Source organism: Halobellus ruber (genome assembly GCF_014212355.1).
GTDB lineage: Archaea > Halobacteriota > Halobacteria > Halobacteriales > Haloferacaceae > Haloquadratum > Haloquadratum rubrum.
Window position 1 is genome coordinate 48,321 of sequence record NZ_JACKXD010000003.1, and the last position, 25,730, is coordinate 74,050.

A 25,730-nucleotide genomic window follows, 5' to 3' on the forward strand; every position below is an offset into this window, starting at 1 on the left:
TTCGTCGGTCGCAGCCGGACATTCACAAGCTATTTGTAACGCGGCAGGGTTCCCACGGACGTAATGAAATCGTTCGACGAACTCGACCTCGAATACTTCCGGACGGAGACGCGCGACCACATCGGGATCCTGCGCATCGACCGACCGCCGGTGAACGCACACAACATCGACGTTCTGCTGGAACTCCAGCGGGCCGTCGAGGGCGTTCGGTTCGACGACGAAGTACGCGTCTGCGTCTTCGGCAGCGCGAACGACGACGTCTTCTCGACCGGCTACGACATCAACGCCCTTCAAGAGGAGACCGGCGAACGGACCGGCTACGCCAGCCAGACCTCAAAGGAGATCATTATGAAGATGCGGTCGACGGATACCCTCTTTTTGGCCGCCGTCGACGGCCACTGTATGGGCGGCGGCCTCGAACTGGCGCTTGCGTGTGACTTCCGGTTCGTCGGCGACGACGACGACTACCGCGTGGGGATGCCCGAGATCCACCTCGGCCTCATCGCCGGCGAGGCCGGGACCCAACTGCTCCCCCGCTACATCGACCGCTCGGAGGCGCTGCGCCTGATGGTCACCGGCGAGGAGCTCACCCCCGCGGAGGCCACCGAGAAGGGGATCTTCGACGAGATCCACCCGCCGGAGGAGCTGGAGGACGCCGTCTTCGAGTTCGCGGAGATGATCGTCGAGAAGCCCGCCGGCGCGGTCGGCCACAACAAGCTCGCGGTCAACGAGGGCCTGGAACTCCCGCTGTGGGACGCCCTCGCACACGAACGCGAGCTCCAGAACCAGCTGCTGGGCTCCGACATCGCCGAGGAGGGCGTCGACGCGTTCCTCAACAAGCGCGACCCCGACTTCCTCGGCGTCGAACTCGGCGACAAGGAACCCGGCTCCGACGAGTAAGCCGCATCCCGCGTCCGTTCGGATTTTTCGATGGGTCGAACGATCGACAAGCGGCCCGCCGCCGACGGGTTCTGTCGAGTCCCGTCTCGACCGCTCAGCCCAGATTCAGGTTGACGGTCTTCGAGCGGGTGTACTCCCGGACCGCCTCGGTGCCCTGTTCCCGGCCGAGCCCGCTCTCCTTGACGCCCCCGAACGGCGTCTGCGGGTACTCGTTGACGCTGACCATCCCGTACTCCAGCCGGCTCGCGGCGTCGTGAGCCGTCGAGAGGTCGGTTGTCCAGACGCCGGCGCTCAGGCCGAACGGCGAGTCGTTGGCGATCGCCATCGCCTCCGCGAACTCGGAGAACTCGATCACCGACAGCACCGGCCCGAAGATCTCCTCGCGGGCGATCGTCATCCCGTTGTCGACGTCGGTGAAGACCGTCGGCTCGATGAAGTAGCCCCGTTCCGCGTCGTCGGGGATCGATCCGCCCGTCGCGAGGGTCGCCCCCTCCTCGATACCGGTCTCGATGTAGTCAAGAACCTCCTCGCGGTGGGACTCGCTCACCGCCGGGCCCATCCGGCCGTCGTCGTCGATGCCGCTTCCCGGCGGCGTCGCCTCGGCGCGTTCGACCACCCTGTCGACGACCTCGTCGCGGACGTCCTCGTGGACGAGCAGCCGGGAGCCCGCCCAGCACATCTGTCCGCAGTTCATGAAGATCCCGCCCCTTCGCGGCGGCGTCGAGGTCGGCGTCGGGGAACACGACGTTCGGCCCCTTCCCGCCGAGTTCGAGGGTCACGTTGTCGGCGGCGCCGCGCATAATTTTCTTGCCGACGCCGGTGCTGCCGGTGAACGCGACGTGGTCGACGTCGGGGTGGTCGACCAGCGCGCTCCCGGCCTCCGACCCGCGGCCGGGGACGACGTTGACGACGCCGTCGGGCAGTCCCGCCGCCTCGGCGGCCTTCCCGTAGTACAGCGCCGACAGCGGGGTCGTCTTCGAGGGCTTGACCACCGCGGTGTTGCCACAGGCAAGCGCCGCCGCGAGGCTCCGGCCGGCGAGTTGGAACGGGTAGTTCCACGGGGCGATGTGTGCGGTGACCCCCAGCGGCTCCCGGAGGGTGTAATCGAGCCGATCGCCGGGCACCGGGACGGTCTCGCCGTTCAGCTTGTCTGCCCACCCCGCGTAGTACCGGAACGTGTCGATCACCATCTCCACGTCGAGTTGCGCCTCGAACGGCGTCTTGCCGTTGTCGTGGGACTCGACCAGCACGATCTCGTCGGCCATCGCCTCAATCTCGTCGGCCATCGCCCCCAGCATCGCCGCGCGCTCCTTTGGGGTCGGCGCTCCGCCACGCCGCGTCGCGGTCGGCGGCCGCGGCCTCAACCGCCGCGGACACGTCCGCTTCGGTGGCGCAGGCGACGGTCGCGTACCGCTGCTCGGTCGCCGGATCCTCGGTTTCGATGGTGCCGCCGTCGGTCGATTCGATCCACTCGCCGTCGACGTACAGGGCTGTCGGGCCCGCGTAGCTCATACACGCGGTGGAGCCGTCGGGCGATCAAAAACGGTGGTATCCGGCTCCTACTCGGGGCGCCGAGTCGGTGTCGGCTACTCGAAATCGGGGCGGTCGTCGTTTCCGAACGCCTCGACCCCGGTTTCGTGGGCGTCGCTGCCGTACGCCAGCACCTGAAGGTACGCCTCCCGCTCCAAGGCGTCCCGGAACGGCCGGCCGATGTTCTCGTGGAGCCCGCGCTTCGTGAGTCCGAGCGTCTCCGTGGGCTTCCGATCGAGCGTCGCAAGCAGATCCGCGACCTCGCTGTCGAGGTCGTCGGCCGGGAGGGCTCGGTTGATCAGGTCCATCTCCGCGGCCTCGGGCGCGTCGAACAGCCGGCCGGTCATCGTGAGCTCCTTCGCCGTCCGGAGCCCGACCAAGGCGGGGAGGATGAACGTCCCGCCGGAATCGGGGATCAGCCCCACGTTACCGAACACCTCGCCGAACCGGGCGTCCTCGACGGCGTACGCGAAGTCGCAGGCGGCGGCGACGTTCGTGCCGGCGCCCACGGCGTCGCCGTTCACCTTCGCGAGCACCGGCAGCGGCAGGGTGAGAAGCGTCTCGATCAACGCGGTGAGCGTCTCGCGGACGCGGTCGTGGGCCTCCCCGGGCGTCTCGTCGCGGGCGGCCATCGCCTCGATGTCGCCGCCGGCACAGAACGCGTCGCCGTCGCCGGTGAGGACGACGGCGCGGGCGCCGGCGTCCGCCGCCGCTTCCAGCGCGTCGACGAGTTCGGTTGCCGCGTCGGCGGTGAGGGCGTTCTTCGCCTCGGGCCGGTCGAACGCGATCGTGTGGACGCGACCGTCGATCTCGACTCGTACCATAGCCCGAGTCGCCGTGGTGTCGACATAAATCCATCCGAAGCACGTACCTTTTAGTCGCTCGTCGCCGGGGTTCGCGTATGACCGATGCGTATATCGTCGGCGCGGGGCAGTCCGACTTCGGTTCCTTTCCGGACCGATCCTACCGGTCGCTGTTCGACGACGCCTTCGACGAGGCCGTCGGGACCGTCGACGGCGACTTCGACCCCGACGACGTCGACGAGGCGTTCCTCGGCACCCTCGGCGTCGGCGGGCGGCAACTCGGATTGAGCGGCCCCGCCGTGACCGAACACCTGGGGCTCCACGGCATCCCCACCACGCGGGTCGAGAACGCGTGTGCGGCGTCGGGCTACGCGCTCCGACAGGCCGTGATGGCGGTCCGCTCCGGGATGGCCGACCTCGTGCTCGCGGGCGGCTACGAGGTGATGACGGATATGAGCGGCGACCACACCAAGTGGTGGCTGGGCGTCAGCGGCGAGACGGAGTGGGAGCGGCTCTCGGGCACCACCTTCGCGGGCGTGTACGCACAGATGGCGAGCGCGTACCTTCGCGAACACGACGACGCCACCGTCGAGGACCTCTCCAGGGTGGCGGTCAAGAACCACGGCAACGGCGCGAAGAACCCCCACGCACAGCTCGGGTTCGAATGTACGATGGACGACGCCATGAACGCCCCCGACGTGGCCGCGCCGCTGAACCTCTATCACTGCTGTCCCACCACCGACGGCGCCAGCGCCGTCCTCGTCGCGAGCGAGGACGTCGCCGCCGATCTCTCCGACGCCCCGGTCCGGGTGTCCGGGGCGGGTGCGGCCTCGGGCCGAGTTGGACTGTTCCAGCGGGACACCCTGACGGGGATCCCGGCCTCGGGGACGGCCGCCGACCGCGCCTACGAGGAGGCGGGGATCGACCCCGAGGACCTCGATTTCGCGGAGGTCCACGACTGCTTCGCGATCGCGGAACTCGCCGCCTACGAGGACCTCGGCTTCTGTGACCGCGGGGAGGCGCCCGACCTCCTCCGGAAGGGTGTCACCGACCCCGACGGCGACCTCCCGGTGAACACGTCCGGCGGATTGAAATCGAAGGGCCACCCGATCGGCGCGACCGGAACCGGCCAGGTCGTCGAGGTCTTCGCGCAACTCCGCGGCGACGCCCACGTCCAGATCGACGACCCCGAGGTCGGGCTGGCGCACAACGTCGGCGGCTCGGGCGGCGGCGTGACGGTCCACGTGTTCGAGCGGGTCGCGGAGGGTGAACTATGAGCGGTACGGAGAATCAACGCGGGATCGTTGCGACCGGGCTGTACCTGCCCCGCCAGCGCCTCGACGGCGACGAGATCGAGTCCGCGTGGGGTACCTCCGCCCCGGTCGACCGCGCGGCGGTGCCGGCGGCCGACGAGGACGCGCTCACGATGGCCGTCGCCGCCGGCCGCGACGCGCTCGGCGGGTGGGACCGCGGCGCCGACGCCGTTGCCCACCTCGCGGTCGCGACGACCACGCCGCCCCTCGAAGAGGAGGCGTTCGCGCCGCGGATCGCCGCGGCACTCGGCCTCCGCTCCGGGATCCCCACGTCGACCGCGAGTCGGAGCACCGCCGCCGGCGGCGAGGCGCTGTGCTCGGGCGTCGACAGCGACGGCCCCGCCCTGGTCGTCGTCGCCGACGCCCCCAGTGGCGACGCCGCCGAGGTCGGCCGGCGCGTCGGCGCCGGCGCGGCCGCGTTCCTCGTCGAAGACGGCGCCGACGTGGTGGTCGCCGCCGAGGCCCGGGAGTCCCGTGACGCCCCGGGCCTGCGGCTCCGAGAGCGCGGCGGAACCGACGTCTCGGAACTCGACATCACGACCTATGAGCGGGAGACGACACGCGACGTGGTCGCGACGGCCCTCGATCGGCTGGAACTCGACCACGACGCGGTCGACGCCGCGAGCCTCCACCAGCCGACCGGCGACATCCCCCATCGGATCGGGAAAGCGTTGCCGTACGACGGCGCCGCCATCGCTCGGGGGACCGTCGTCGACGACGTCGGCGACGCGGGGGCCGCAACGGTTGCGGTCGGGTTGCTCGCGGCGCTGGAGCGCGTCGAGGCGGGATCGACGGTCGTCGCGGGGTTCTTCGGGAGCGGCGCGACGGCCGTCGGCCTCGGGTTCGGGGTGGAGAACTCGCCCGAGACCGGCGTCGAGAACGCGATCGAGGCGGGCGAGGGGGTCTCGTACCCGGCAGCGCTGCGGGCCCGCGGCACGATCGGGGAGACCGAGGTCGCGGGCGGCGGCGCCCACGTCAGCCTCCCGTCGTGGCAGCGGACGATCCCGCAACGCTACCGCCTGGTCGCCGGCCGGTGCACCGAGTGCGGTGCCGTCGCGTTCCCGCCGGAGGGCGCCTGTCACGACTGCGGCGCCCGGGCGGAGTTCGAGCCGACGACCCTCTCTCGGACCGGCGAGGTGGTCGCGGTCACCGTGATCGGCCAGGGCGGCGCGCCCCCGGAGTTCGTCGAACAGCAGCGCCGCGACGGGCCGTTCGCGGTCGCGATCGTCGAGGCCCCGGCGACCGACGGCGACGGCAGCGCCCGGTTCCCCGCGCAGTTGACCGACTGCGATCCCGAGTCGGTGTCGGTCGGTGACGGGGTGGCGGGGCACCTCCGGCGGATCTACAGCGTCGAGGGCGTCACGCGATACGGGCTGAAGTTCGTGCCCGAATAGGACGGTCGATCGCGTGGCTGAGCTTCGGACGCACGGTGGCTGATGATACCTCCACCGTCGGGAGGGGCCGCGTCTTCGGCCTCGTTGCCGCAGAGGCGCCGGTCTTGAGACGGGTCCGTGGAGCTCAGTCCTCGTGCTGGTCGCGTTCGCGCTCCCGGAGCTTCACGCGCTGGATCTTCCCCGTCTCCGTCCGCGGAAGCTCGTCGACGTACTCCACCGCGCGGGGGTACTTGTACGGCGCCAGCGTGTTCTTGACGTGGGTCTGGATCGTCTCGGTGAGGTCCTCGCCGGCCTTGGCGTCCGCTATGGGGACGACGAACGCCTTCACGATCTGGCCGCGCTCCTCGTCGGGCGCGCCGATGACCGCGACCTCCGAGACCTCCTCGCGCTCCTCGATGACGGCCTCGACCTCGGGGCCGGGGATGTTGTATCCGCTGGAGATGATGAGGTCGTCCTCGCGGGACTTGTACTCGAGGCGGTCGTCCTCGCGGTGGACGTAGATGTCGCCCGGGAGGCTCCACCCGTCGACTAACGCCTCCGCCTGCTTGTCGGGGCGGTCCCAGTAGGAGATGCCGGTCGGACCGCGGACCGCGAGCAGTCCGGCCTCCCCGCGCGGCACCTCCTCGCCGGTGTCGGGGTCGATCACCTTACACTCGTAGCCCGGGACCGGGTAGCCGGTCGCGCCGGGGTCGATCTCCTGGCCCTCGCGGTGGCTCACGAAGATGTGAAGCATCTCCGTGGTGCCGATGCCGTCGTAGATCTCCACCCCGTAGGCGTCCTTGAACCGGTTGAAGGTGTTGTGGGTCAGCGGTTCCCCAGCGCTCACCGCCAGCCGCAGCGAGTCGGTGTCGTAGTTCTCGTGGCCGTCGGGGAACTTCGAGAGCATCTGGTTGAACGCGGTCGGGATCGAACACAGGACCGTGATGCCGTGGTTCTCGATGGCTTCGAGCAGGTCGCCCGGCCCGGCGTTCTCGACGAGGCTGGTGGTTGCGCCGACCCGGAGCGGGAACGTGAGCAGGTCGCCGTAGCCGTAGGCGAAGGGCAGCGGCGGGTTGCCGCCGAAGACGTCGTCCTCGGCGGCGTTCAGACAGTAGTTCGCGTAGCTGTCGGCGGTCGCGAGCACCTGCCGGTGCGTGTGGGTCGCGCCCTTGGGCTGGCCGGTGGTCCCGGAGGTGTAGAGCATCAGCGCCAGGTCGTCGCGGGTCGTGGGGTGGGCGTCGAGGTCGTCGTCGGCCGCCGCGGTCAGATCGTCGTAGTCGGCGTGGTCGTGCTCGATCCCGTGGCGCTGGACCACGATCACGTCGTCGACGGTGTCGAGATCCGGAAGCGCCTCGTCGATCTCGTCGAGGAGGTCGTCGTAGACGATCACCGTCGACGCCTCCGCGTTGTTGATGATGTGGACGAGTTCCTTCGCGCGCAAGAGCTTCATCGACGGCAGCGCCACCGCGCCGATCTTCTGGGCGGCCAGACACGAAACGACCGCTTCCGGCCGGTTGGTAAAGCGGACGACCACGCGGTCGCCCGGTTCGACGCCCCGCTCTTTGAGGGCGTTCCCCAGCCGGTTTACCCGCGTCCGGAGCTCCGCGTAGGTGATCTCCGCGTCGCCGAACCGGATGGCGACGTTGTCGCCGCGGCCCTCCTCGACGTGTCTGTCGACGAGTCGGGTCGCGACGTTGATCTCCTCGGGGTAGTGGAGTTCGGGCAGCGGGTGGATGAGCTGCGGGCCGTCGTCGGGGAGGTACGACTCCGGTACGTTCTCCTGCATAGCTTGTCTCGGATATCAGGATTTATTATAAAATAGCTTGCGGTCGCCTAAGAGCCTGGTTAGGAACCCGAAACCGGCTACGTCTACGGGAAACCGGCACATTCAAATACCGAACCAATGTGAATGATGATTATAATGCCACGGAAAGTAGTCAACAGGCGGACGTTTCTCAAGGCAACCGGCGGTACGGCCGGGATCGGATTGATCGCCGGCTGTTCGAGCGGCGGGGGCGGTGGCTCCGACGACGGCGGGGACTCCGGCGGCGACGGCGGCGGTGACTCCGGCGGCGACGGCGGCGAGATGACGACGACGTCCGGTTCGGACGACGGCGGCTCCGGGGCGATCAACATCGGATCCGTCCAGCCGCTCTCGGGGAACTTCGCGCCGTGGGGACAGACCCACTCCGCGGGGCTGGCGTTCGGAGTCCAGGAGATCAACAGCAACGGCGGCGTCCTCGACGGCCGCGAGCTGAATATCGTCGAGGCCGACTCCGCGAGCGACCCCGCGGAGGCGGCGTCGATCTTCGAGCGGTTCGCCGAGCAGGACGGCATCGCGGCCGCGACGGGTCCGGTGAGTTCCGACGTCGGGATCCGGACCTCCCGGACCGCCCAGGAGCTCGGTATCCCGATGTTCATGCACATGGCCGGCTCGAACGACACCATCACCCCTGAGACGCGGCACTCCTTCCGAGTGGGGCTCGTGCCCGCGACGCCGACGGCGCAGGCGCAGGCAGGGCTCGCTGCGGACCGCGGCTACGAGAACGTCGCCGCGATCGTCGGCGACTACGCGTGGGGGCGGTCGATGCAGTCGGGGATCCAGAACAACTTCGACATCGACGTCAATATCCAGGTCGCGCCGGTCTCACAGAGCGACTTCTCCTCGTACGTCCGGCAGATATCAGAGGACGTCGAGATGGTGATCGCAAGCGGGCACCCGCCAGGATCGCTGTCGATCACCGGGCAGCTCTACGAGTTGGGACGCTCACCCGACGTCGTCACCGGGCCGTCGTTCCCGCCGAACGTCATCCGGTCGGCGCTCGGCGAGAACGCCAACCGCGGGTTCACCCACGTGCACCTCTCGGACCCCTACAGCGACGAGTTCGCCGAGGTGGCAACCCGGTTCGCCGAGGCCAACGGCGCCCAGTTCAACACCCACACCGCCTACGGCTACGTCACCGCTCAGCTCATCGCCCAAGCCATCGAGGACGCCGGCGAGGCCGACCCGCAGGCGATCACCGAGGCCACGCGGGCGATCGAGTTCGACACGCTGTTCGCGAACCCGATCCAGTACGCCGACTCCGGGGAACTCGAGAACCAGATCCAGCTGTACAGCTCGATCTCGCTGGACGCACCGTCGTACTACCCCGACGGCAACTACAGCTACGAGGAAGTCTTCCGCACGGACCCGCTGCCGGCGATCGCCGCCGCCGAGTAAGCGCGGCCGACAGCCGGACCCACCCGTCCGCCTTTTCGAGCCGGTAGCCACCCGGCGTCGCGTCGGTTCCGAACCGCACAAGTCGTAAAATATAGGTCATCGTCCCCTATGAGTGGGAGTAAGTAGATGGTATCAGTCAGCACGCTGGCGGCGATCACGGTCGACGGGCTCGCGTTCGGGGCCTCCCTGGCGCTGCTCGGGGTCGGGATCACGCTGGTCTACGGGCTCGGCGAGGTGCTGAACCTGGCGATCGGGGCCTTTGCCGTCATCGCGGCCATCTCCGCGTCGCTACTGGTGGATGGAGGCGTTGCGCTCCCGGTCGCGGCACTGGCTGGGCTCGGGCTGGTCGGGGTTTTCGGGCTGGTAGTCGATCGGACGTTGCTCTCGCTGGTGTATCGCTCCGAGGGTGAGGAACGCATCCTGCTCGGTATCTTCACGACGCTCGGGCTGGCGGTGCTGCTGGAGGGCGTGCTGGTGAACTTCGTCTCCTCGCGGTACTCCCTGCCGCTCGACGTCCCACCGGTCAACGTCGGCGCGGCGCTCGTGACCGGGACCTCGGTGGTCTCGATCGCCGTCGCGTCGGTCGTGCTCCTCGTCCTGTTTGCCTTTCTCAACCGGACGTTCCTCGGGAAGGCGACCCGGACGATCTTCCAGGACGAACGGGGTGCCCAGCTCGTCGGGATCGATCCCCGGAAGATCCGGACGCTGGTGTTCGTCCTCTCGGCCGTAGTCGCGGGGCTTGCGGGACTCCTCGTCGCGGCCCGATCGAACGTCGGCGTCGGTAACGCCTTCCAGTTCACCACCTTCGCGCTCATCGTCTCGATCGTCGGCGGCGTCAGGAGCCTCGTCGGGGCGGTGATCGCCGGTGCCCTTCTGGGGCTGGTGAACACGTTCGCGAGCTTCTTCGTCGGGTCCTACGTCGCGACGGTCATCCTCTTCGGCGCAGCGATCGTGTTCCTGCTCTTCCGTCCGGAGGTGATGTCGTCGTGAACACGGACACCCTCCCGGGCGCTCGGACGCTCGCGCTCGTCGCTGTGCTGTTCGCCGTCGCGCCGATCCCCGTGGCCGGCAGCGGGTACTACATCGGCGTGCTCTCGCGGGTCCTGCTGTTCGCGCTGTTCGCGCTCGCGCTCAACATCGTCTTCGGCCACAACGACCAGCTGTTTCTGTTTATGGGCGGACTCGGCGGAATCGGGGCGTACACGACCGCGTTGGTCGCCGACACCGTCGGCGTGACCGCGTGGCTGGCGCTCCCGGTCGCGGCACTACTGTGCGGCGGGATCGCGCTGTCGGTCAGCTGGATCTCAGCCCGTCGCCGGTTCACGGTCATCCTGATCTCCATTCTCACCCTGAACCTCCAGTTGGTCTTCACGGAGGTGTTCGTCGGCGCCAGGGACCTCACCGGCGGGTCGACCGGCTTCCCCTACGAACTGTTCTCGCTTTCGGGAGTTGCCGAGACGGCCGGCGTCCCGACGCCGGTGGTCCTCTATTACGTGATTCTGGCGTTCCTGATCGCCGGGATGGTGCTGTACATCTGGCTGATCAACTCGAAGTACGGAATGGCGTTCGAGGCGATCCGCGAAGACGAGACCGCCGCGGAGTCGATCGGGATCGACGTGGTCCGGTACAAAACCATCGCCGGGTTCGTCGCGGGCGTCATCATCGGGATCGCCGGCACCCTGCTGGCTCGGGAAGCGACCTACATCACGCCCTCGATCTTCACCTTCCTGGCGGTCGACGTGATCGCGCTGGTGGTACTGATCGTCGGCGGAATCCGTCAGACCTACGGCCCGATCGTCGGCGCGGTCGTCGTAGAAGCCATCGAGGCCGCGCTGAGTAACTACGCGGCCAACTGGCGGGCCGCGATTTTCGGTGCCCTCCTGATCGTGTTGTTCCTGTACTTCCGGAGCGGGGTTATCGTCACCGTCCGGGACGTTCTTGACGACGACGTCCTGCCGGGCGGCGGCAGCGGTGGACAGCCCGTGGAGACCGAGGCGGACTGACGCGATCGCCCTCGCCGAGACAAAACCGTTATTACCCGACGGCAGCCTGTATCCAGCAACCAATGCTCGAGGCCGCGAACGTCAGCAAGAAGTTCGGGGGCCTCGTCGCGGTCGACGGGGTGGACTTCGAGATCGACCGCGGCGAGATCGTGGGGCTCATCGGTCCCAACGGCGCGGGGAAGACGACGCTTTTCAACACCATCACCGGGGTTCTCGACCCCGAAAAGGGGTCGGAAATCACGTTCAACGGCGAGGACCTCCTCGCGCTCGATACCCACGAGATCGCCAGGTCGGGGGTCCTCCGCACCTTCCAGATCGTCCGGGTGTTCGGGGAGATGACGGTGCTGGAGAACGCCGCCGCCGGCGCCCTGTTCGGCACCGACGAGTCGATCTCCCAGGCGGAAGCCGAGCGACGCGGCCGGGAGGCGCTCGCGTTCGTCGGCTTGGAGGACAAAGCCGAGATGGAGGCGCGTAACCTTCCGATCGCCCAGCAGAAACAGCTGGAGTTGGCGCGGACCGTCGCGTCGGATCCGGATCTCGTCCTGTTGGACGAGATCGCGAGCGGGCTCACCCCCGGCGAGATCGAGGAGCTATCGGACACGATCCGGCGGCTCCGCGACGACCGCGACGTCTCGGTGTTCTGGATCGAGCACATTATGGACGCGATCTTGGGGACCGCAGATCGGATCATCGTCCTCAAGAACGGCCGGAAGATCGCGGAGGGAGCCCCCGAGGAGATCAGGAACAACGAGGCGGTCACCGAGGCGTACTTAGGGGCCGAGGAATCGTGATCGAACTCGACGGCATCGACGTCTCCTACGGCAACATCCAGGTCATCTGGGATCTCGACCTCCACGTTTCCGAGGACGACGCCGTGGTCTCGATCGTCGGCCCCAACGGCGCCGGGAAGTCGACGCTGCTGAAAGTGATGTCCGGCCTCCACCCGGTCGACGACGGTCGCGTGACCGTCTGGGGGTCCGATGCCGCCGACCTGGACCCGACCGACATCGTCGAGCGGGGGTTCGTCCACGTCTCCGAGGAGCGGAACCTCTTCGGGGATATGACCGTCCGCGAGAACCTGGAGATGGGGGCGTACACCCACCGCGACGGCCTCGAAGACACGATACGGGAGGTCTACGAGCTGTTCCCGATCCTCGAGGAGCGATCCGATCAGTTGGCGACGTCGATGAGCGGGGGCCAACAGCAGATGCTCGCGATCGGCCGCGGGCTGATGGCCCAGCCGAAGATCCTCGCCTTGGACGAGCCCTCCGAAGGGCTGGCGCCGCAGATCACCGACCGGGTGTTCGAGAAGATCGAGGCGATCAGCGAGGAGATCACTGTCCTGTTGATCGAACAGCACGTCAACCGCGCGCTGAAGATGGCCCAGCGGGCGTACCTGCTTGAGAACGGCCGCGTCGTCCGCGAGGACACGGGAACGGGCCTGCTGGAGAGCGACCACGTCAAGGAGGCGTACCTCTGAGATGGGCCGGTACTTCGAGGACATCGACGCGGGCGAGACCCACGACCTCGGTTCCTACACCGCCGACCGCGAGGAACTGATCGAGTTCGCCCGCCGGTACGATCCCCAGCCGATCCACGTCGATCCCGACGCCGCAGCGCGGACGATGTTCGGCGGCCTCATCGCCAGCGGGTGGCACACGGCCGGATCGTGTATGGCGCTCCTGACCGAGGGGTTCCTCAACGGCACCGCGTCGGTGGGGTCGTTCGGGCTTGACGAACTCCGGTGGCCGAGTCCGGTCCGTCCGGGCGACACCGTCTCCGCGTCGGTCGAGATCCCCGAGACCCACGCCTCCGGGAGCCGGGACGACCGGGGGTACGTCGACATCGAACTCCACGCCGAGAACGGCGAGGGCGAGGAGGTGCTGTTCTGGGACTCGACGAACATCATCCTCACCCGCGCCGGCAGCGACAAGTGGCCGTTCGACGAGTAGGCGCTACCCCGGCGCGTCGACGTAGATGTCGCCGTCTGCGACCTCACAGTCGAAGGTCGCGATCCGCTTGCCCGACACCGCGTGCTCGCCGGTCTCGAGGTCCCACTCCCAGAGGTGCCACGGGCAGGAGACGGTACACGCCGCCTCGTTCACGCCGCCGCGGGTCGAGGTCCAGGTGTCGTCGGCGTTGAGCTTCGCCTCGCCAGCCTTACACAGCGGGGCCTGCTGGTGGGCACACCGGTTCGAGATGGCGTAAAACTCCCCGTCGACGTTGAACACCGCGATCTCGATCCCGCCGACGTCGACCGCGATCCCGGAACCGGCGTCGATCGCCTCGGCCGTTGCGACTTTCACGAAGTCGTCGTCGCGTGCTGGGTGCGTGCTCATTGTGGGTCAGACGTCGAGGATCTCCTCGGCGTTGCCGTGGAGGATGGCCTCTCTGGTGTCGTCGTCGAACGCCCGCGAGGTGTAGAACCACGTCGGCGGGTCGAGCGTCTGGTGGGGCCAGTCGCTGGAGTAGGTGAACAGCTGCTCGGCGTGGCTCAACTCCAGCATCGACTCGGCCTCGCCCGCGTTGCGGGGCATCGCAAAGGGCTGGGTACAGAGGTAGACGTTGTCGTCGAGGTACGCGCTGGGAGTCCGGTCGAGGTACTCCTCGCCGGCGGCGTGCTTCCGGGGGGTGATCTTCACGTCCTCGGGGTGCATCTCGTAGAACTCGTCCATCCGGTACCGGAGGAACGGCACCCACCAGTGGCCCGCCTCCTGGAACACCACGTTCAGGTCGGGGTACTCGTCGAAGACTCCGCGCATAAATCGTGTTGCCGGGGGAGTGTACGGCGTACGAGCACGGACCGGGAGTCGCGACTCGTTCGTATCTTCGGAATATAATACGATAGTTATAAATAGAGTTGTATCGTTTTTGTTCGCTTTCTAGACGGTATAAATTGGTTAAGGAAAAATACCGGTTATAACTGATTTCTTACTATTTGGCGCGCAGGCGACGGTCGATGGGTCGGGTCGGAGTCCGCCGGAGGGGCGGCCCCGCCGCAGCCGACAGCGTCCGTGTGCGGCCCCGGTCGGAGCGTTTTTTATCCACCCGTCGGGTTGCCACCGTATGATACTCGTCGCAGCGGCCCTGTGGCTGATGGCGTGGGGGTTCGTGGGAGTGTCGATCATCGTCGCGACGACGTCCGGCGCGCCGGCGGGCGCGGTGGACGCCGTCGTCCAGGGCGTCGGGGAGTTCTACCTCACCGCGGTGGCGACGCTCCGGCAGTTCGCGCTGTCGACGACGGTATCGCCACGGTGGGTCGACGTGGGGTACGCCGCGCTCGCGACGGTTCCGATCTTCATCCACCTGTTTCTCCTGTCGGGCGTGATCTCCGTTTACACCGACGACGCCGCCGAATCGCCCGGGTTGGTGCTGCTTTTCACGCTCGGACTGCCGCTTTCCGTGGGGGCGCTGATCGGGTCGGCCGTCTTCTACCTCGGGGCACAGTTGCTCACGCTGTCGACCATCGGCGTCGGCGTCGTTCTGGTGCCGTTCGCGTACGCGTTCGTCCGTGCGTAGCCCTGCTACGCCGGGCGTCGGCGCCGTTAGGAACGGCCATCCGCCGGGACGCTCCGATTACGCTGTCTGATACCTCGCCGGAAGGCTTTTTCATCGAGGCGGGAGAGCGGGAAACGATGGCAACCGACGACGACGCGCCCCCTTCCGGGGAGGGGGAGGGCGCGTCGGAGGGGGAGAGCGAGGCGGCGCCTGCTCTCGACGGAGCGGCAACCGAGCCACCACCCGGAGACGGATCCGGAGCGGACGAGGGGGCCGAAGCCCCAGCGATCCGCGAGCCGGAGCAGGCGACCGACGGCCCAGCCGCGGAACCGGCGGACGCGGGACCGCGGGTTACGGTCGGCGAATACACCTGGGCGGACTTCCTCGCCGAGTACGGTGACGCAAGCGACATCGAGACCCTCTACCGCGGCTACGATCCGCGGAATCGCCGCGACGACGGCGAGTCCGGGCGATGGGACGACAGCGACGCGATCGAGATCCCGACCCCGACCCGCGCCGACTGGGCGGAGGTGGGGCTCGATCCCGAGGCGTATCTCGACTTCCACCCCGCCGGCGCGGGGACGATCGTCGAGTCGGCGGCAACGACCGCGGCGCACGATCAGGCGGCGTTCGAGGCGTTCTGCGATCCCGCGACCACGCCCGTGGTCAAAGGCGAGTGGCTCTGGGAACACTACAAGCGGGAGTACTACTACGACGCGGACGGCTCGCGGCCCCGCAGACCCGACGGCGAGATCGAGCGGTTCGACGCCGAGGCGGCACTGGGGTTCGACCCCGACGCGATCAAGGACGTGCTCGCACACGGCGCCACGCGGGCCGAGGAACTCGACGCGGTCGTCGACGAGCGGACGGTCGACGTCGACCCCGAGTTCGACGAGGACGCCTTCTTCACCGACGCCCGTGGCGCGACCACCGTCGTCAACCGGTACGACCTCGAGAAGTCGGTCCCGCTCGCGAAGAAGAGCCACTTCCGGGAGGTCGAACGCTACTGGGTCAACGAGCCCCACGCGTTCGTGATCATCTTCCACTCCACGAAGGAAAACGAGAAGAAGTACTACGTGATCCAGCCCCACCAGACCCCGATCGAGGCCGACCTGGTGGAGTTCCTGACCGGGAAGCTCCGGACCGCGATCAAATACGACGACGAGAGCGTGGTCAGCGACGCGCCGGGGACCCGCCGCCGGACCATCGAACGGCAGGCCCTGGAGCTACTGGACCGGTACAACCTCTATGCGGTCCCCGAGGATCCGCGCGCCGCAGGGCTCTCGATCCTCCCCGCGCGGTCGACCGACGACAGGGACGAGGACGGGTTGCTCGCGGGGTTCGACCTGGACATCGGGTTCGGCGATGACGACGAGGACCCGTCGCCGGACCGCTCGGAGCGGAAGCTGGCGAGGGTCGCGCGGTCGCTGGGGCTGTCCCCGGGCGCCCTCGGCGGCCGGCTCGACGGGCTCTTCGGCGGCGGCGCGGGCGACGACGCCGATCCCTCGCTGGACGGCATCGCCGCACGGCCCGAGCCGGCGGTGATCGCCGAGGATGCCGCGGAGCTGAACGACTACCAGGTCGAGAAGCTGCTGTACGCGCTCCGCAGGGACTTCATCGGCTACGAGCGGATCGACGGGATCAAACACGACGTCAACGTCGAGGACATCTCGTGTGACGGGTACAACTCCCGGGTGTTCGTCTACCACTCCGACTACGAGCAGATCATCTCGAACGTCTCCCACGGCGAGGAGGAACTCGACGACTTCGTCGTCAAACTCGCCCAGCGCTCCGGGAAGGGCATCTCCAAGCGGCGGCCGCAGGTCGACGCCACCCTCCCGGACGGGTCGCGGGCGCAGTTGACGCTCGGCCGGGAGGTCTCCGACCACGGCACCAACTACACCATCCGGCAGTTCAAGGACGTGCCGTTCACGCCGGTGGACCTGATCAACTGGAAGACCTTCTCCTTAGAGGAGATGGCGTTCCTGTGGCTCTGCATCGAGAACGACAAGAGCCTGATCTTCGCCGGCGGGACCGCCTCCGGGAAGACCACCTCGCTGAACGCGGTGTCGCTTTTCATCCCCTCGAACGCGAAGATCGTCTCCATCGAGGACACCCGGGAGGTCGAACTCCCGCAGCGGAACTGGGTCGCAAGCGTGACGCGGCCCTCGTTTACCGACGACGACGGCGGCGACGTCGACGAGTTCGACCTGCTGGAGGCGGCGCTCCGGCAGCGCCCCGACTACATCGTGATGGGCGAGATCCGCGGCGAGGAGGGGCGGACGCTGTTTCAGGTGATGTCGACGGGCCACACCACCTACACCACGTTCCACGCCGACAGCGTCGGCGAGGTGCTCAAGCGGTTCACCACCGACCCGATCAACGTCTCGAAGACGATGTTCACCGCCTTGGATCTGGTGTCGATCCAGACTTCCACGCGGGTGCAGGGCGACAAGGTCCGCCGCAACAAGTCGCTGACCGAGATCAACCACTACGACGCCGAGAACGACGAGATCAACGTCCAGGACGTCTACCAGTGGCAGGCCGAGGGCGACGAGTTCCTCAAGATGGGCTCTTCGAACACCTTGGAGGACATCAAGTTCGACCGCGGGTGGAGCAGTGCGGACCTCGACGAGGAACTGTTCAAGCGGCGTGTCGTGCTCGCGTACCTGATCGACCGGGGGCTCAACACCTACACCCAGGTGGCGGCGACGCTCCAGGCGTTCATCAACGACGAGGAGACCATCCTCGCGCTGATGGCCCGAGAGGAGCTCGAACGCAGCTTAGAGGACCTCCGGGAGATGGAGTCGGTGAAGATCGACGTCGACCCCGAAAAGGAGGAGATGGTCCCCCGACCCACCCCAGGCGAGGAGGTCCGGGAGGTGTGTTCGGAGATCCTGGCGAGAGCCGAGGCGGAACTGTGGGACGACTACCGCGACCTCGAGGACGTCGACGTCGCAGACGCCTTGGTCGACGTGGAATCCGCGCCGGACGTCGCCGCGACCGGCGGCGACCACCACGAACTCGACGCCCTCGAGGACCGGGCGGACCCGCCGGCGCTCGACGACGATTCCGACCCGTCTGCGCTCGACGATGACTCCGACCCGCCGGCGCTCGACGACGGCACCGGGCCATCCGCCGCTCCGGCCGGCGACGACCCCGTCGAGGACGCGGGTGAGCCGGCGGGTACCGCAACCGAGGACGAGGCGGACGACGCGGTCGCGCGGGAGGCCGTCGACGACGGCGGCGACGAGGTGGATCTCTTCGAGCGGCTCGACGGGGAGTCGACCGCCGATGAGTTCGGGGCCGGCGGCGGAACCCGGGACGACGCGCCCGCGGACCCGCGGGACGAGGCGGACGCGCCGAACGCGGGCGGCGGCGAGACTGGAGACGACGCGGCAGACGGGGAGTCCGACGGCGCCGACGCGGAAGCCGGCATCGAGGAGTTGCTGGACGCGACCGACGACGGCGACGGAACCGACGACGGGAGCACGTGGGACGGCAGCGGGTTCGAGCCGGTCGATCCGAACGACGAGGACGGCGACGGCGACCAGGCCGCCTCCGACGGCGGGGTCGACACCCGTAGCGAGGGCGAACCCGGGTCCGACGCCGACGGTGACGGGGGGAACGCGGCGGGGGGCGACCGATGAGCCTCGACGTCGGCGACGCCGAGGGCGAACAGCTCGACAGGAGCACCGACGTCCTCGGGGACGCCTTCTACCCGGTGTTTCAGTTCCTGTTCGACGAGAACGGCGACTTCGTGAGCGACGTCGAGACGAAGCTCGAACAGGCCCGAACGTCGGCGACGGTCGAACTGTACCTCTCGCGGGCGCTCGCGATCGGGGCGATCACCGGTGGCGTCCTGTGGCTCCTCGGCACCCTCGTCGGGTGGTCGATCTTCGAGATCGGGCTGATCACGGCGGAGACGTTCAGCGTCGGCCTCCCCGTGCCCGACGCCGCGACCGCCGAGGCGATCGACGCGCTCACCGTCCCCGCGGTGATCGTCGTTTCCGGGCTGGTTTTCGGGACGATCGGGTTCGCGGTTGGGTTCGGGGGGGTGGTCGCGATCCCGTACTCGACGGCCGGAGAGCGGAAACGGGAGATCAATATGCTCCTGCCCGACGCCATCTCGTTCATGTACGCGCTGTCGGTCGGCGGGCTGAACCAACTCGAGATCCTGGAGGCGATGGCCCGCGCCGACGACACCTACGGGGAAGTTGCCAAGGAGTTCCAGAGCATCGTCCGGGAAACGGAGTACTTCGGCACCGACTACCGGAACGCCATCCGCGAGCAGGCGATGGTGACCCCCTCGGAGGAGCTGTCGCAGTTCCTGTCGGACATGCTCTCGATCGTGAACTCCGGCGGGAGTATGGAGGGGTTCCTCGACGACAAAAAGGAGAAACACCTCCGGACGGCCAAGCAGGAGCAGGAGACGATCCTCGAAACCCTGGAGCTGTTCGGCGAGATGTACATGACGCTGTCGTTGTTCCCACTTTTGCTCATCATCATCCTGGTGATTATGAGTATGCTGGGACAGGCCCAGGACACGCTGCTGTTCGGGACCGTCTACGCGCTCATCCCGCTCACCGGCGTGGGCTTTCTGGTGCTCGTTTCGACGGTCAAGCAGGACGAACCCGGCGACGGCTACCTCCAGCCGTCGAACTCCTCGGACCGCCTGGAGCAGGTCACCCGCGAGGGGCTGATCCATATGGGGCTGATCGAGAGCTTCGTCGGCGAGTTCCGGGTCTTCGACCGGATCCGCTCCCGGGAGGGGACGTACAAGACCGGACAGCTGCTCCGACGGCCCGACCTGTTCTTCCGGGATCACCCGCTTTACACCCTGATCCTGACCGTACCGGCCGCGCTCGCGTCGCTCGGGGTCGCCATCGTGAACGGGGTGGCGCCGCTGTCCTGGCAGGGGATGCTGAACAGCCCGGTCTGGGGGACGTTCGTGTGGTGGTACGTGCCGGTGTACATCGTCGGGATCCCGCTCGCCGTCTTCCACTCCTGGAACGTGCGGTCGCGGAACGCCGTCGTGGGGAAGCTCTCGGACACCCTCCGGAAGCTCTCAAGCGCCAACGACACCGGACAGACCCTCCTGGAATCGTTCGAGACCGTCTCCGACACCTCCTCGGGGAAGCTCGCAGAGGAGTTCGAGACGATGCACGCGAAGGTCAACTACGGGATGAGCCTCCGCGGCGCCCTCGTCGAGTTCAACAACAAGTACCACATCCCGCGGCTGGCACGGACGGTCAAGCTCATCTCGAAGGCCCAGGAGGCTTCGAGCCAGATCACCGAGGTGCTGACGACGGCCGCACAGGCCTCCGAGACCCAAGACGACATCGAGCGCGAGCGGAAGTCCCGAACCCGGATGCAGGTGGCGATCATCCTGATGACGTATCTCACCCTCCTGGGCGTGATGGCCATCCTCAAGACCCAGTTCCTCGACGTGATGGCGGGGTTGGCCTCGCAGGCGGGCGGCGGTGGCGGGGAGGCAGCCGGCGGGCTGAACTTCGGCGAGGGCATCAACATCGATCTGCTCTCGGTGCTTTTCTTCCACGCCGTCACGCTCCAGGCCGCGCTGTCGGGGTTCATCAGCGGCTACATCCGGAACGCCGACATCGTCTCCGGCGTGAAGTTCGTGGTCGTACTCCAGACGATTGCGCTGGTCGTGTGGATGGTGGTGGGGTGATGCGTCCCGGAGCGTCCGGCGAGCGCGCCCAGACGACGATCGACTTCGCGATCGGGATCGGCCTGTTTCTGATCGTCGTCGCGTTCGTCGTCGCGTTCGTGCCGACGATCTTCACGCCGTTTCAGAGCACCGAGGGGCCACAGACCGCCGACCGGATCGCCACGTCGCTGTCGACGGATCGGCTCGGCGACCCCACGGAGCCGTACGTCGTGAACGAGACGTGTACTGAGGGCTTTTTCGACCAGTTGAACGGCGGCGGGCCGGCGCCGTCGACGTGTTCGTTCAACACCTCGGCGACGACCACGCGGGAGGTGTTCGCACTCGATCGCACGCGGGACGTCAACGTGACGGTCCGCTACGCCAACGGGTCGGTCGTTGACAGCGGGGTTCGGCTCGCGGCGGGGCCGACACCGCCGGAGACGACGTCGGTCGCGTCGGCGACGCGCGTGGTGTCGCTCGGCGAGCGCCCCCGCCGGCTCACCGTGAGGACGTGGTGATGGACCGCGCACAGGCCCACACGCTCGAGGCGATCACCGCGTCGCTGATCCTCGTGTCGAGTCTGGTGTTTGCGCTGCAGGTGACGGCGGTCACGCCGCTGACCGGCAGCACGTCGAGCCAGCACATCGAGAACCAGCAGGCCGCCGCCGCCGAGGGCGTTCTCGCCGCGGCCGCGGACAACGGGACGCTCGAACGGACGCTGCTGTACTGGAACGAATCGGCGGACAACTGGCACGACGCCACCGCCGACGGGTACGTCCAGGGCCCCCCGCCGACGGCCTTCGGCGACACCCTCAAGCGAACCTTCCTCGATCGGGGGATCGTCTTCGACCTGACGCTGTACTACATCGACGGCGACGGCGACAGGCAGCGGCAGTCGATCGTCGACCTGGGGCAGCCCAGCGACCACGCCTCGACCGCCAGCCGGATCGTTACCCTCGCCGACGACGACCCGCTGCGGGAGCCTGACGGGTCGCCCGCGAGCGCCACGCTGTCGAACGCGTCGTACCTCGTCCCCGACGCCGATCCGGACGGGGCGCTGTACTCGGTCGTGGAGGTGGAGCTCGTCGTATGGCGGATGTGAGCCGTCCCCTCGACCGCGACCGCGGCCAACTCCTCCTCGTGGGAGCCCTGGCGCTTGCGGTGGTGTTCGTCGCTCTCGCGCTGCTTTTGAACACCGCCATCTACACCGGGAACCTCGCGACCCGCGACTCGGGGGTCGAGGCCGCGCCCGCCGTCGAGTACGTCGCCGAATCCCGGGCGGCCGGCGTCGACGCAGTCGCGTCGGTGAACCGCCGGAACAACACCTCCGCGGCCGACCTGAACCGGGCGTTCAACGCGACGATGGGGGAGTGGGACGACCTCGCGTCGTACCACCGCGCCGTCGCGGGTGACGCCGCGGACGTCGAGGTCGTCGGGGTTACGAACGGCACTCGAATCCGGCAGGACGACGCGTCGCGGAACTTCACCGGCAACGGCGGCGCGGCCGACTGGACCGTGGTCTCGGGCGTCTCGAACGTCCGCTCGATCCGGTTCACCGTCGAGGAGTCGATGCTGACCGACGATCCCACCAACCTGCTGGCCGACGACGTGTTCCACGTCAACCTCACCTCCGGGGCCGGCACGCGGAGCGTGTTCGTCTACGACACCCCGTCCGGCCCGGTGATCGAGGTGGTCGACGGCGGCACGTCGACGGTCTGTCCCGCCGGGTCGGTGACCGGCGGAACGTTCACGGTCGACGTTCCGAACGAGTCGGTCGGCGGCGCGTCGTGTCCGGCACTCGGACCCGTCGACGACACCCCCGGGAGCGTCGACATCGACTACCGCGACGCCGACGCGGCCGGCGGCACCTACACGATGGTGGTCGACGAGCCGCCGTCGACGCTGTCGCCGACCGGCTCCGACGCCGTATCCGGACTGAACGACCCGGGGACGGGATCACCGTACTGGACGTACGCCATCTACGGCGCCGAACTCAACGTCACGTATCGGACCGAAAAACTCGATTACGCGGCGACGATCGGGGTGGTGCCGGAATGACGACGGACGCGCCGCGACGTACGGGCTCCCGGGGCGGTCGATCCGCTTCGGGCCCGCGCGCCGACCGCGCCGTCTCGATCACGGTGAACTACGTGATCGTGCTGGGGCTCACGGCCGTCCTCGTCTCGGGGCTGCTCGTCGGCGCCGCCGGCTACGTCCAAGACCAGCGCACGAACGTCGTCCGCGAGGAACTCACCGTCGTCGCCGAGCAGCTTGCGGCCGGGATCGGCGACGCCGACCGGCTCGCACGGGCGGACGCACAGTCGCGATCGGTCCGCGTCGGGGTGACCCTCCCCCCGCGGGTGGCGGGTGAGTCCTACCGGATCGAGGTGACCCAACTCGCGACTCCGGCCGGGCAGCCGACGCGCCACGAACTGACGCTGCGCTCGGCGAACACCGATGTGAGCGTCACGCTTACCGTCTCGACGCTCGTCGACATCGACGAGGGATCGGTCGATGGGGGGTGGGTGATCGTCCGGCTCGACCCGGCCGGACCGTCGCTCGTGCTCTCGGACGGCGGCCCGTCGGGGTCGCTGTCGCTCGCGGCGCCGACCCGGGGAGGGACTCGGATATGACTGACCGCGCCGTCTCGTCGAACCTCGGACTCGTACTCCTGTTAGCCCTGACTGTGGTCGGCGCGGGCGCCGTCGTCGGGATCGGCGGGACCGCCTTCGAGGACATCCAACACCAGACCTCGGTGGACCGGACCGAACACGCTATGACGCTGCTCGACGCCGAGGCGGCGGTGGTCGGACTCGGCGGGGCCGACACCCGGACCGTCCGGCTGGGCCGGACCACAAGCGGGGACTACGCGACCGACGCCGACACCGGCTGGCTCAGGATCGCGCACACGAACTACACCGCCAACGAAACCGAGACCATCTACAACGCGTCGCTTGGGTCGGTCACCTACCGGACCGGCGGGACGACCGTCGCCTACCAGGGCGGCGGCGTCTGGCGACAGCAGAACGGGGGCACCTCGATGGTGTCGCCGCCGGAGTTCCACTACCGCGGCACGACCCTGACGCTGCCGGTCCTCCGCGTCCGGTCGAACGACGCCGCCACCGGTGAGACGACCGCGACCGTCAGCCAGGACGGGGAGTTGACCCGGATCTACCCCACGGAGGTCGCAACCGACACCGACGGCGTCGGCGCGCCGTACGACGTCGCGAACCCCGACGGCTCGATCCGGCAGTACGACAACCCGGTCCGGAACGGGACGGTGTCGGTCACCGTCCACAGCGAGTACTACCGTGGATGGGCCGAATACTTCCGGACCCGGACGACCGGCACCGTCACCGTCGACGACGCGAACCGGACCGCCACGGTCGTCTTAGAGACGACCGGCCAGGTCGGCGCGTTCCAGCTTCCGGCGAAAAACGAGGGCGTCGCCGTCCGCGGGATCGGCTCCGGCCACTCGGTGACCGAGTTCGAGACCTCGATCAAGAAGGACAGCGGGACGTTCAACAACCTCTGGGCGTCGTTCTACATCGAGGAGGGCGACAGAGCCTACGAGGCGGTCGTCGAGGTCCCGAACGGGATCGGAAACAACTACTGCAACGGTGGCACACCCGGCTCCGAGACGCTGGCGATGGACATCTACTACCACGACGCCGGAACCCCGGAGGGGGTCCAGATGTGGTCGAACGACTCGATCCCCTCCGACTCCGGGCCGGTCCAACTCGCCTGCGACGGCGGCGACACCGTGATCGAGATCGACTTCACGAGCACCGGGCAGACGTTCACGTATGGCGGGAGCAACGTCGACGACGACACCGCGATCGACTGGGACGATCGCAACGCCTCGGCGAGTGTCAAACCCGACCCGACCACGTTCGACCACAGTAGCGACGGGGAACCGAGGAACTACGACTACGGCGACACCCAGAACCTCCGGATCCTCACCCGCCACTACTTCGCGGAGTTCGACTCCGACTTCGACCTCCGGGTGAGCCACGGGCCGGGGAACCGGGGGACCACCCAGATCGACACCTCGGCGTCGGGCGGGACGCTCCGGTACGACACGGCCGGGGGAGGGTCGTTCATCACCTACCTCCACGTCACCGAGAACAACGTGACCGTGGAGTTGAACTGACCGGCTACCGGGTCGGCAGCCCCTCGGTGAGGCTGAGGACGCCGTTGCCGACCTCGATCACCGCCGTCCGATCGGGGGCGGTGCCGATCCGACACCGGCCGGTCGTTCGCGTCTCGTTGTCCAGGGTCGCCCGGACCTCGTACTCGCCGGGCGGGAGTTCGTCCATCTCGCTTTCGACGTCGCCCGGTTGGAGGTAGTAGTCGGCCTCGAAGGCGACATCGCCGTCGGCGTCGACGACGGCGACGTGGAGGTCGTAGGACCACTCGTGGGCGTAGCTCCGAACGTGGAGGTCCTCGCTCCGGGCGGCGTGGCTGTCGGACGAACGGCGGGCGTGACGCCCGGTGGTGCGGGCGCGGGTCGTCTGGTCAGTAACCATATACCATCCGTAGGTAGGAACCTACAAAGACCCCCGGAAAGCTCAAACCCCTCTTTGAGCGTCCGGCGGCGGTATTTCACGGATCACTCGAACTCGGTGGACACCCGGAGCCACACCACCGTGACGCGGTCGACGTCGCTCACGTCGTCGACGGTACACGAGACCCGTCCGGGGGTGTTCGGCCCCGGCACGTCGACCTCGGTACACGAGAAGCCGACCGACTCGTAGTGGCGGGCCCACGCGTCGGTGTACGGCGTGGTGACGTTCACGCGGACCGTATCGAAGCCCGTCGTCTCGTTGTCGTAGAAGCGCCGGGGGCGGCTCGCGGCCATCCGCACCCGGATCGTCCGGTCCCCACCGACGGCCGCGGAGCCGACGTGTTCCTGTTTGATCATCGTTATCAGAACGCGGTCGTCGTCGACCACGAGCGGCGGCCCGCGGACCACCGACGCGGTCCCGCGTGCGGAGTCTCTGAGCACCGCGCCGTTGCTCAGGCGGACCTGGCCGCCGGCCTGGACGTCGTACACCAGCGGCGACAGCGAGGCCTCCCAGGACTGCTGGGGCGCACCGTCCGGATCGACGGTGACGTTCATCCGGGCGTCGTCGGCGGAGCGGAGCGTCGCCTCCGCGAGTTTCACCTCGGTTCCCCGGCTCGGAGCGCCCTCCAGCAGGTCGTCGAGGTTGTCCGCGAGGACGTCGAACGCCCGTTGGGCGTTCTCGACCCGCTCGGCGTCGCGGGTGGCTTCGAGTTCGGGGACGCCGACGGCGTAGACGGTACTGACGGACGCAATCACGAGAGCGAACACGAGCACGAAGCTGATGGTCTCGCTGACGCCGCGCTCGGAATCGCGTAGCGGCCCGCATCCCCCGTCGCGTCGCATATCCGGGGT

The 25,730-nt window shown here is 68.2% G+C and carries 23 protein-coding genes and 1 pseudogene; 17 read left to right on the top strand and 7 right to left on the bottom strand.

Annotation, left to right across the window (positions count from 1 at the left end; translation table 11 throughout):
* Window positions 1–63: 63 nt before the first annotated feature.
* A complete protein-coding gene (locus H5V44_RS08725; RefSeq protein ID WP_185192753.1) occupies window positions 64–900 on the top strand; it encodes an enoyl-CoA hydratase/isomerase family protein in 837 nt (278 codons plus the stop codon).
* 94 nt (window positions 901–994) lie between these two features.
* Here the strand turns inward: H5V44_RS08725 and H5V44_RS08730 are convergent.
* A pseudogene (locus H5V44_RS08730) lies at window positions 995–2,412 on the bottom strand (aldehyde dehydrogenase family protein).
* A 74-nt stretch (window positions 2,413–2,486) separates the two neighbouring features.
* Window positions 2,487–3,254: an enoyl-CoA hydratase/isomerase family protein gene (locus H5V44_RS08735; RefSeq protein ID WP_185192754.1), complete on the bottom strand. Its 768-nt coding sequence runs from the start codon at window positions 3,252–3,254 to the stop codon at window positions 2,487–2,489.
* A 77-nt stretch (window positions 3,255–3,331) separates the two neighbouring features.
* Between H5V44_RS08735 and H5V44_RS08740 the strand changes: the two genes are divergently transcribed.
* Both H5V44_RS08740 and H5V44_RS08745 read left to right on the top strand, forming a co-directional pair.
* Window positions 3,332–4,510, top strand: coding sequence for a thiolase C-terminal domain-containing protein (locus tag H5V44_RS08740; protein ID WP_185192755.1), 1,179 nt, complete (start codon window positions 3,332–3,334; stop codon window positions 4,508–4,510).
* Window positions 4,507–5,940: a zinc ribbon domain-containing protein gene (locus H5V44_RS08745; RefSeq protein WP_185192756.1), complete on the top strand. Its 1,434-nt coding sequence runs from the start codon at window positions 4,507–4,509 to the stop codon at window positions 5,938–5,940. The genes H5V44_RS08740 and H5V44_RS08745 overlap by 4 nt, the downstream gene beginning before the upstream one ends.
* Before the next feature lie 124 nt (window positions 5,941–6,064).
* Here the strand turns inward: H5V44_RS08745 and H5V44_RS08750 are convergent, their stop codons facing one another.
* A complete protein-coding gene (locus H5V44_RS08750; protein WP_185192757.1) occupies window positions 6,065–7,705 on the bottom strand; it encodes an acyl-CoA synthetase in 1,641 nt (546 codons plus the stop codon).
* Between the two features lie 135 nt (window positions 7,706–7,840).
* Between H5V44_RS08750 and H5V44_RS08755 the strand changes: the two genes are divergently transcribed.
* The 6 genes from H5V44_RS08755 to H5V44_RS08780 all read left to right on the top strand — a co-directional run bounded on the left by H5V44_RS08755 (window position 7,841) and on the right by H5V44_RS08780 (window position 13,094).
* Window positions 7,841–9,139: an ABC transporter substrate-binding protein gene (locus H5V44_RS08755; RefSeq protein WP_246403875.1), complete on the top strand. Its 1,299-nt coding sequence runs from the start codon at window positions 7,841–7,843 to the stop codon at window positions 9,137–9,139.
* 126 nt (window positions 9,140–9,265) lie between these two features.
* Complete coding sequence (locus H5V44_RS08760; protein ID WP_185192758.1) at window positions 9,266–10,129, top strand: branched-chain amino acid ABC transporter permease; 864 nt, start codon at window positions 9,266–9,268, stop codon at window positions 10,127–10,129.
* Entirely contained in the window at window positions 10,126–11,142 is a 1,017-nt protein-coding gene (locus tag H5V44_RS08765) for an ABC transporter permease subunit (protein ID WP_185192759.1), read from the top strand. The genes H5V44_RS08760 and H5V44_RS08765 overlap by 4 nt, the downstream gene beginning before the upstream one ends.
* 62 nt (window positions 11,143–11,204) lie before the next feature.
* Window positions 11,205–11,933: an ABC transporter ATP-binding protein gene (locus tag H5V44_RS08770; protein ID WP_185192760.1), complete on the top strand. Its 729-nt coding sequence runs from the start codon at window positions 11,205–11,207 to the stop codon at window positions 11,931–11,933.
* Window positions 11,930–12,622, top strand: a complete 693-nt coding sequence (locus tag H5V44_RS08775; protein ID WP_185192761.1) for an ATP-binding cassette domain-containing protein — start codon at window positions 11,930–11,932, stop codon at window positions 12,620–12,622. Before H5V44_RS08770 ends, H5V44_RS08775 begins: the two co-directional genes overlap by 4 nt.
* 1 nt (window position 12,623) lies before the next feature.
* On the top strand, window positions 12,624–13,094 hold the full coding sequence (locus tag H5V44_RS08780; RefSeq protein WP_185192762.1) for a MaoC family dehydratase: 471 nt from the start codon (window positions 12,624–12,626) through the stop codon (window positions 13,092–13,094).
* A gap of 3 nt (window positions 13,095–13,097) precedes the next feature.
* On the opposite strand, the gene H5V44_RS08785 is transcribed toward H5V44_RS08780, so the two are convergent.
* Window positions 13,098–13,481: a Rieske (2Fe-2S) protein gene (locus tag H5V44_RS08785; RefSeq protein ID WP_185192763.1), complete on the bottom strand. Its 384-nt coding sequence runs from the start codon at window positions 13,479–13,481 to the stop codon at window positions 13,098–13,100.
* A gap of 6 nt (window positions 13,482–13,487) precedes the next feature.
* Window positions 13,488–13,994, bottom strand: coding sequence for an amidohydrolase family protein (locus H5V44_RS08790; protein ID WP_343067728.1), 507 nt, complete (start codon window positions 13,992–13,994; stop codon window positions 13,488–13,490).
* Between the two features lie 214 nt (window positions 13,995–14,208).
* Here H5V44_RS08790 and H5V44_RS08795 point away from each other — a divergent pair, with 214 nt between their 5' ends.
* From H5V44_RS08795 to H5V44_RS08830, 8 genes are all read left to right on the top strand, one after another.
* Window positions 14,209–14,661 (top strand): hypothetical protein, encoded by a 453-nt coding sequence (locus H5V44_RS08795; RefSeq protein WP_185192765.1) that lies wholly within the window; start codon window positions 14,209–14,211, stop codon window positions 14,659–14,661.
* 116 nt (window positions 14,662–14,777) lie between these two features.
* Window positions 14,778–18,290 carry an ATPase, T2SS/T4P/T4SS family gene (locus H5V44_RS08800; protein ID WP_246403877.1) on the top strand — a complete coding sequence of 1,171 codons (3,513 nt, stop codon included), beginning with the start codon at window positions 14,778–14,780 and terminating at the stop codon, window positions 18,288–18,290.
* Window positions 18,287–20,332: a type II secretion system F family protein gene (locus H5V44_RS08805; protein ID WP_185192766.1), complete on the top strand. Its 2,046-nt coding sequence runs from the start codon at window positions 18,287–18,289 to the stop codon at window positions 20,330–20,332. The genes H5V44_RS08800 and H5V44_RS08805 overlap by 4 nt, the downstream gene beginning before the upstream one ends.
* Window positions 20,332–20,829: a DUF7287 family protein gene (locus H5V44_RS08810; protein ID WP_185192767.1), complete on the top strand. Its 498-nt coding sequence runs from the start codon at window positions 20,332–20,334 to the stop codon at window positions 20,827–20,829. The genes H5V44_RS08805 and H5V44_RS08810 overlap by 1 nt, the downstream gene beginning before the upstream one ends.
* A complete protein-coding gene (locus H5V44_RS08815) occupies window positions 20,829–21,413 on the top strand; it encodes a DUF7288 family protein (RefSeq protein WP_185192768.1) in 585 nt (194 codons plus the stop codon). Before H5V44_RS08810 ends, H5V44_RS08815 begins: the two co-directional genes overlap by 1 nt.
* Window positions 21,401–22,369: a hypothetical protein gene (locus H5V44_RS08820; RefSeq protein WP_185192769.1), complete on the top strand. Its 969-nt coding sequence runs from the start codon at window positions 21,401–21,403 to the stop codon at window positions 22,367–22,369. Before H5V44_RS08815 ends, H5V44_RS08820 begins: the two co-directional genes overlap by 13 nt.
* Window positions 22,366–22,944, top strand: coding sequence for a DUF7266 family protein (locus tag H5V44_RS08825; protein WP_185192770.1), 579 nt, complete (start codon window positions 22,366–22,368; stop codon window positions 22,942–22,944). The genes H5V44_RS08820 and H5V44_RS08825 overlap by 4 nt, the downstream gene beginning before the upstream one ends.
* The gene (locus tag H5V44_RS08830; RefSeq protein ID WP_185192771.1) at window positions 22,941–24,464 is read left to right on the top strand and encodes a DUF7289 family protein; all 1,524 of its coding nucleotides are present in this window, start codon (window positions 22,941–22,943) and stop codon (window positions 24,462–24,464) included. Before H5V44_RS08825 ends, H5V44_RS08830 begins: the two co-directional genes overlap by 4 nt.
* Window positions 24,465–24,468: 4 nt before the next feature.
* Here H5V44_RS08830 and H5V44_RS08835 read toward each other — a convergent pair whose 3' ends face one another.
* On the bottom strand, window positions 24,469–24,840 hold the full coding sequence (locus H5V44_RS08835; RefSeq protein ID WP_185192772.1) for a hypothetical protein: 372 nt from the start codon (window positions 24,838–24,840) through the stop codon (window positions 24,469–24,471).
* 83 nt (window positions 24,841–24,923) lie between these two features.
* Window positions 24,924–25,721 carry a DUF7289 family protein gene (locus H5V44_RS08840; RefSeq protein ID WP_185192773.1) on the bottom strand — a complete coding sequence of 266 codons (798 nt, stop codon included), beginning with the start codon at window positions 25,719–25,721 and terminating at the stop codon, window positions 24,924–24,926.
* Window positions 25,722–25,730: the final 9 nt, after the last annotated feature.

Excerpts from the sequence above, each read along its gene's own strand:
- H5V44_RS08725 (WP_185192753.1), top strand. The coding sequence starts at position 64 with ATGAAATCGTTCGACGAACTCGACCTCGAATACTTCCGGACGGAGACG.
- H5V44_RS08735 (WP_185192754.1), bottom strand. The coding sequence starts at position 3,254 with ATGGTACGAGTCGAGATCGACGGTCGCGTCCACACGATCGCGTTCGAC.
- H5V44_RS08740 (WP_185192755.1), top strand. The coding sequence starts at position 3,332 with ATGACCGATGCGTATATCGTCGGCGCGGGGCAGTCCGACTTCGGTTCC.
- H5V44_RS08745 (WP_185192756.1), top strand. The coding sequence starts at position 4,507 with ATGAGCGGTACGGAGAATCAACGCGGGATCGTTGCGACCGGGCTGTAC.
- H5V44_RS08750 (WP_185192757.1), bottom strand. The coding sequence starts at position 7,705 with ATGCAGGAGAACGTACCGGAGTCGTACCTCCCCGACGACGGCCCGCAG.
- H5V44_RS08755 (WP_246403875.1), top strand. The coding sequence starts at position 7,841 with ATGCCACGGAAAGTAGTCAACAGGCGGACGTTTCTCAAGGCAACCGGC.
- H5V44_RS08760 (WP_185192758.1), top strand. The coding sequence starts at position 9,266 with ATGGTATCAGTCAGCACGCTGGCGGCGATCACGGTCGACGGGCTCGCG.
- H5V44_RS08770 (WP_185192760.1), top strand. The coding sequence starts at position 11,205 with ATGCTCGAGGCCGCGAACGTCAGCAAGAAGTTCGGGGGCCTCGTCGCG.
- H5V44_RS08780 (WP_185192762.1), top strand. The coding sequence starts at position 12,624 with ATGGGCCGGTACTTCGAGGACATCGACGCGGGCGAGACCCACGACCTC.
- H5V44_RS08785 (WP_185192763.1), bottom strand. The coding sequence starts at position 13,481 with ATGAGCACGCACCCAGCACGCGACGACGACTTCGTGAAAGTCGCAACG.
- H5V44_RS08795 (WP_185192765.1), top strand. The coding sequence starts at position 14,209 with ATGATACTCGTCGCAGCGGCCCTGTGGCTGATGGCGTGGGGGTTCGTG.
- H5V44_RS08800 (WP_246403877.1), top strand. The coding sequence starts at position 14,778 with ATGGCAACCGACGACGACGCGCCCCCTTCCGGGGAGGGGGAGGGCGCG.
- H5V44_RS08805 (WP_185192766.1), top strand. The coding sequence starts at position 18,287 with ATGAGCCTCGACGTCGGCGACGCCGAGGGCGAACAGCTCGACAGGAGC.
- H5V44_RS08810 (WP_185192767.1), top strand. The coding sequence starts at position 20,332 with ATGCGTCCCGGAGCGTCCGGCGAGCGCGCCCAGACGACGATCGACTTC.
- H5V44_RS08815 (WP_185192768.1), top strand. The coding sequence starts at position 20,829 with ATGGACCGCGCACAGGCCCACACGCTCGAGGCGATCACCGCGTCGCTG.
- H5V44_RS08820 (WP_185192769.1), top strand. The coding sequence starts at position 21,401 with ATGGCGGATGTGAGCCGTCCCCTCGACCGCGACCGCGGCCAACTCCTC.
- H5V44_RS08825 (WP_185192770.1), top strand. The coding sequence starts at position 22,366 with ATGACGACGGACGCGCCGCGACGTACGGGCTCCCGGGGCGGTCGATCC.
- H5V44_RS08830 (WP_185192771.1), top strand. The coding sequence starts at position 22,941 with ATGACTGACCGCGCCGTCTCGTCGAACCTCGGACTCGTACTCCTGTTA.
- H5V44_RS08835 (WP_185192772.1), bottom strand. The coding sequence starts at position 24,840 with ATGGTTACTGACCAGACGACCCGCGCCCGCACCACCGGGCGTCACGCC.
- H5V44_RS08840 (WP_185192773.1), bottom strand. The coding sequence starts at position 25,721 with ATGCGACGCGACGGGGGATGCGGGCCGCTACGCGATTCCGAGCGCGGC.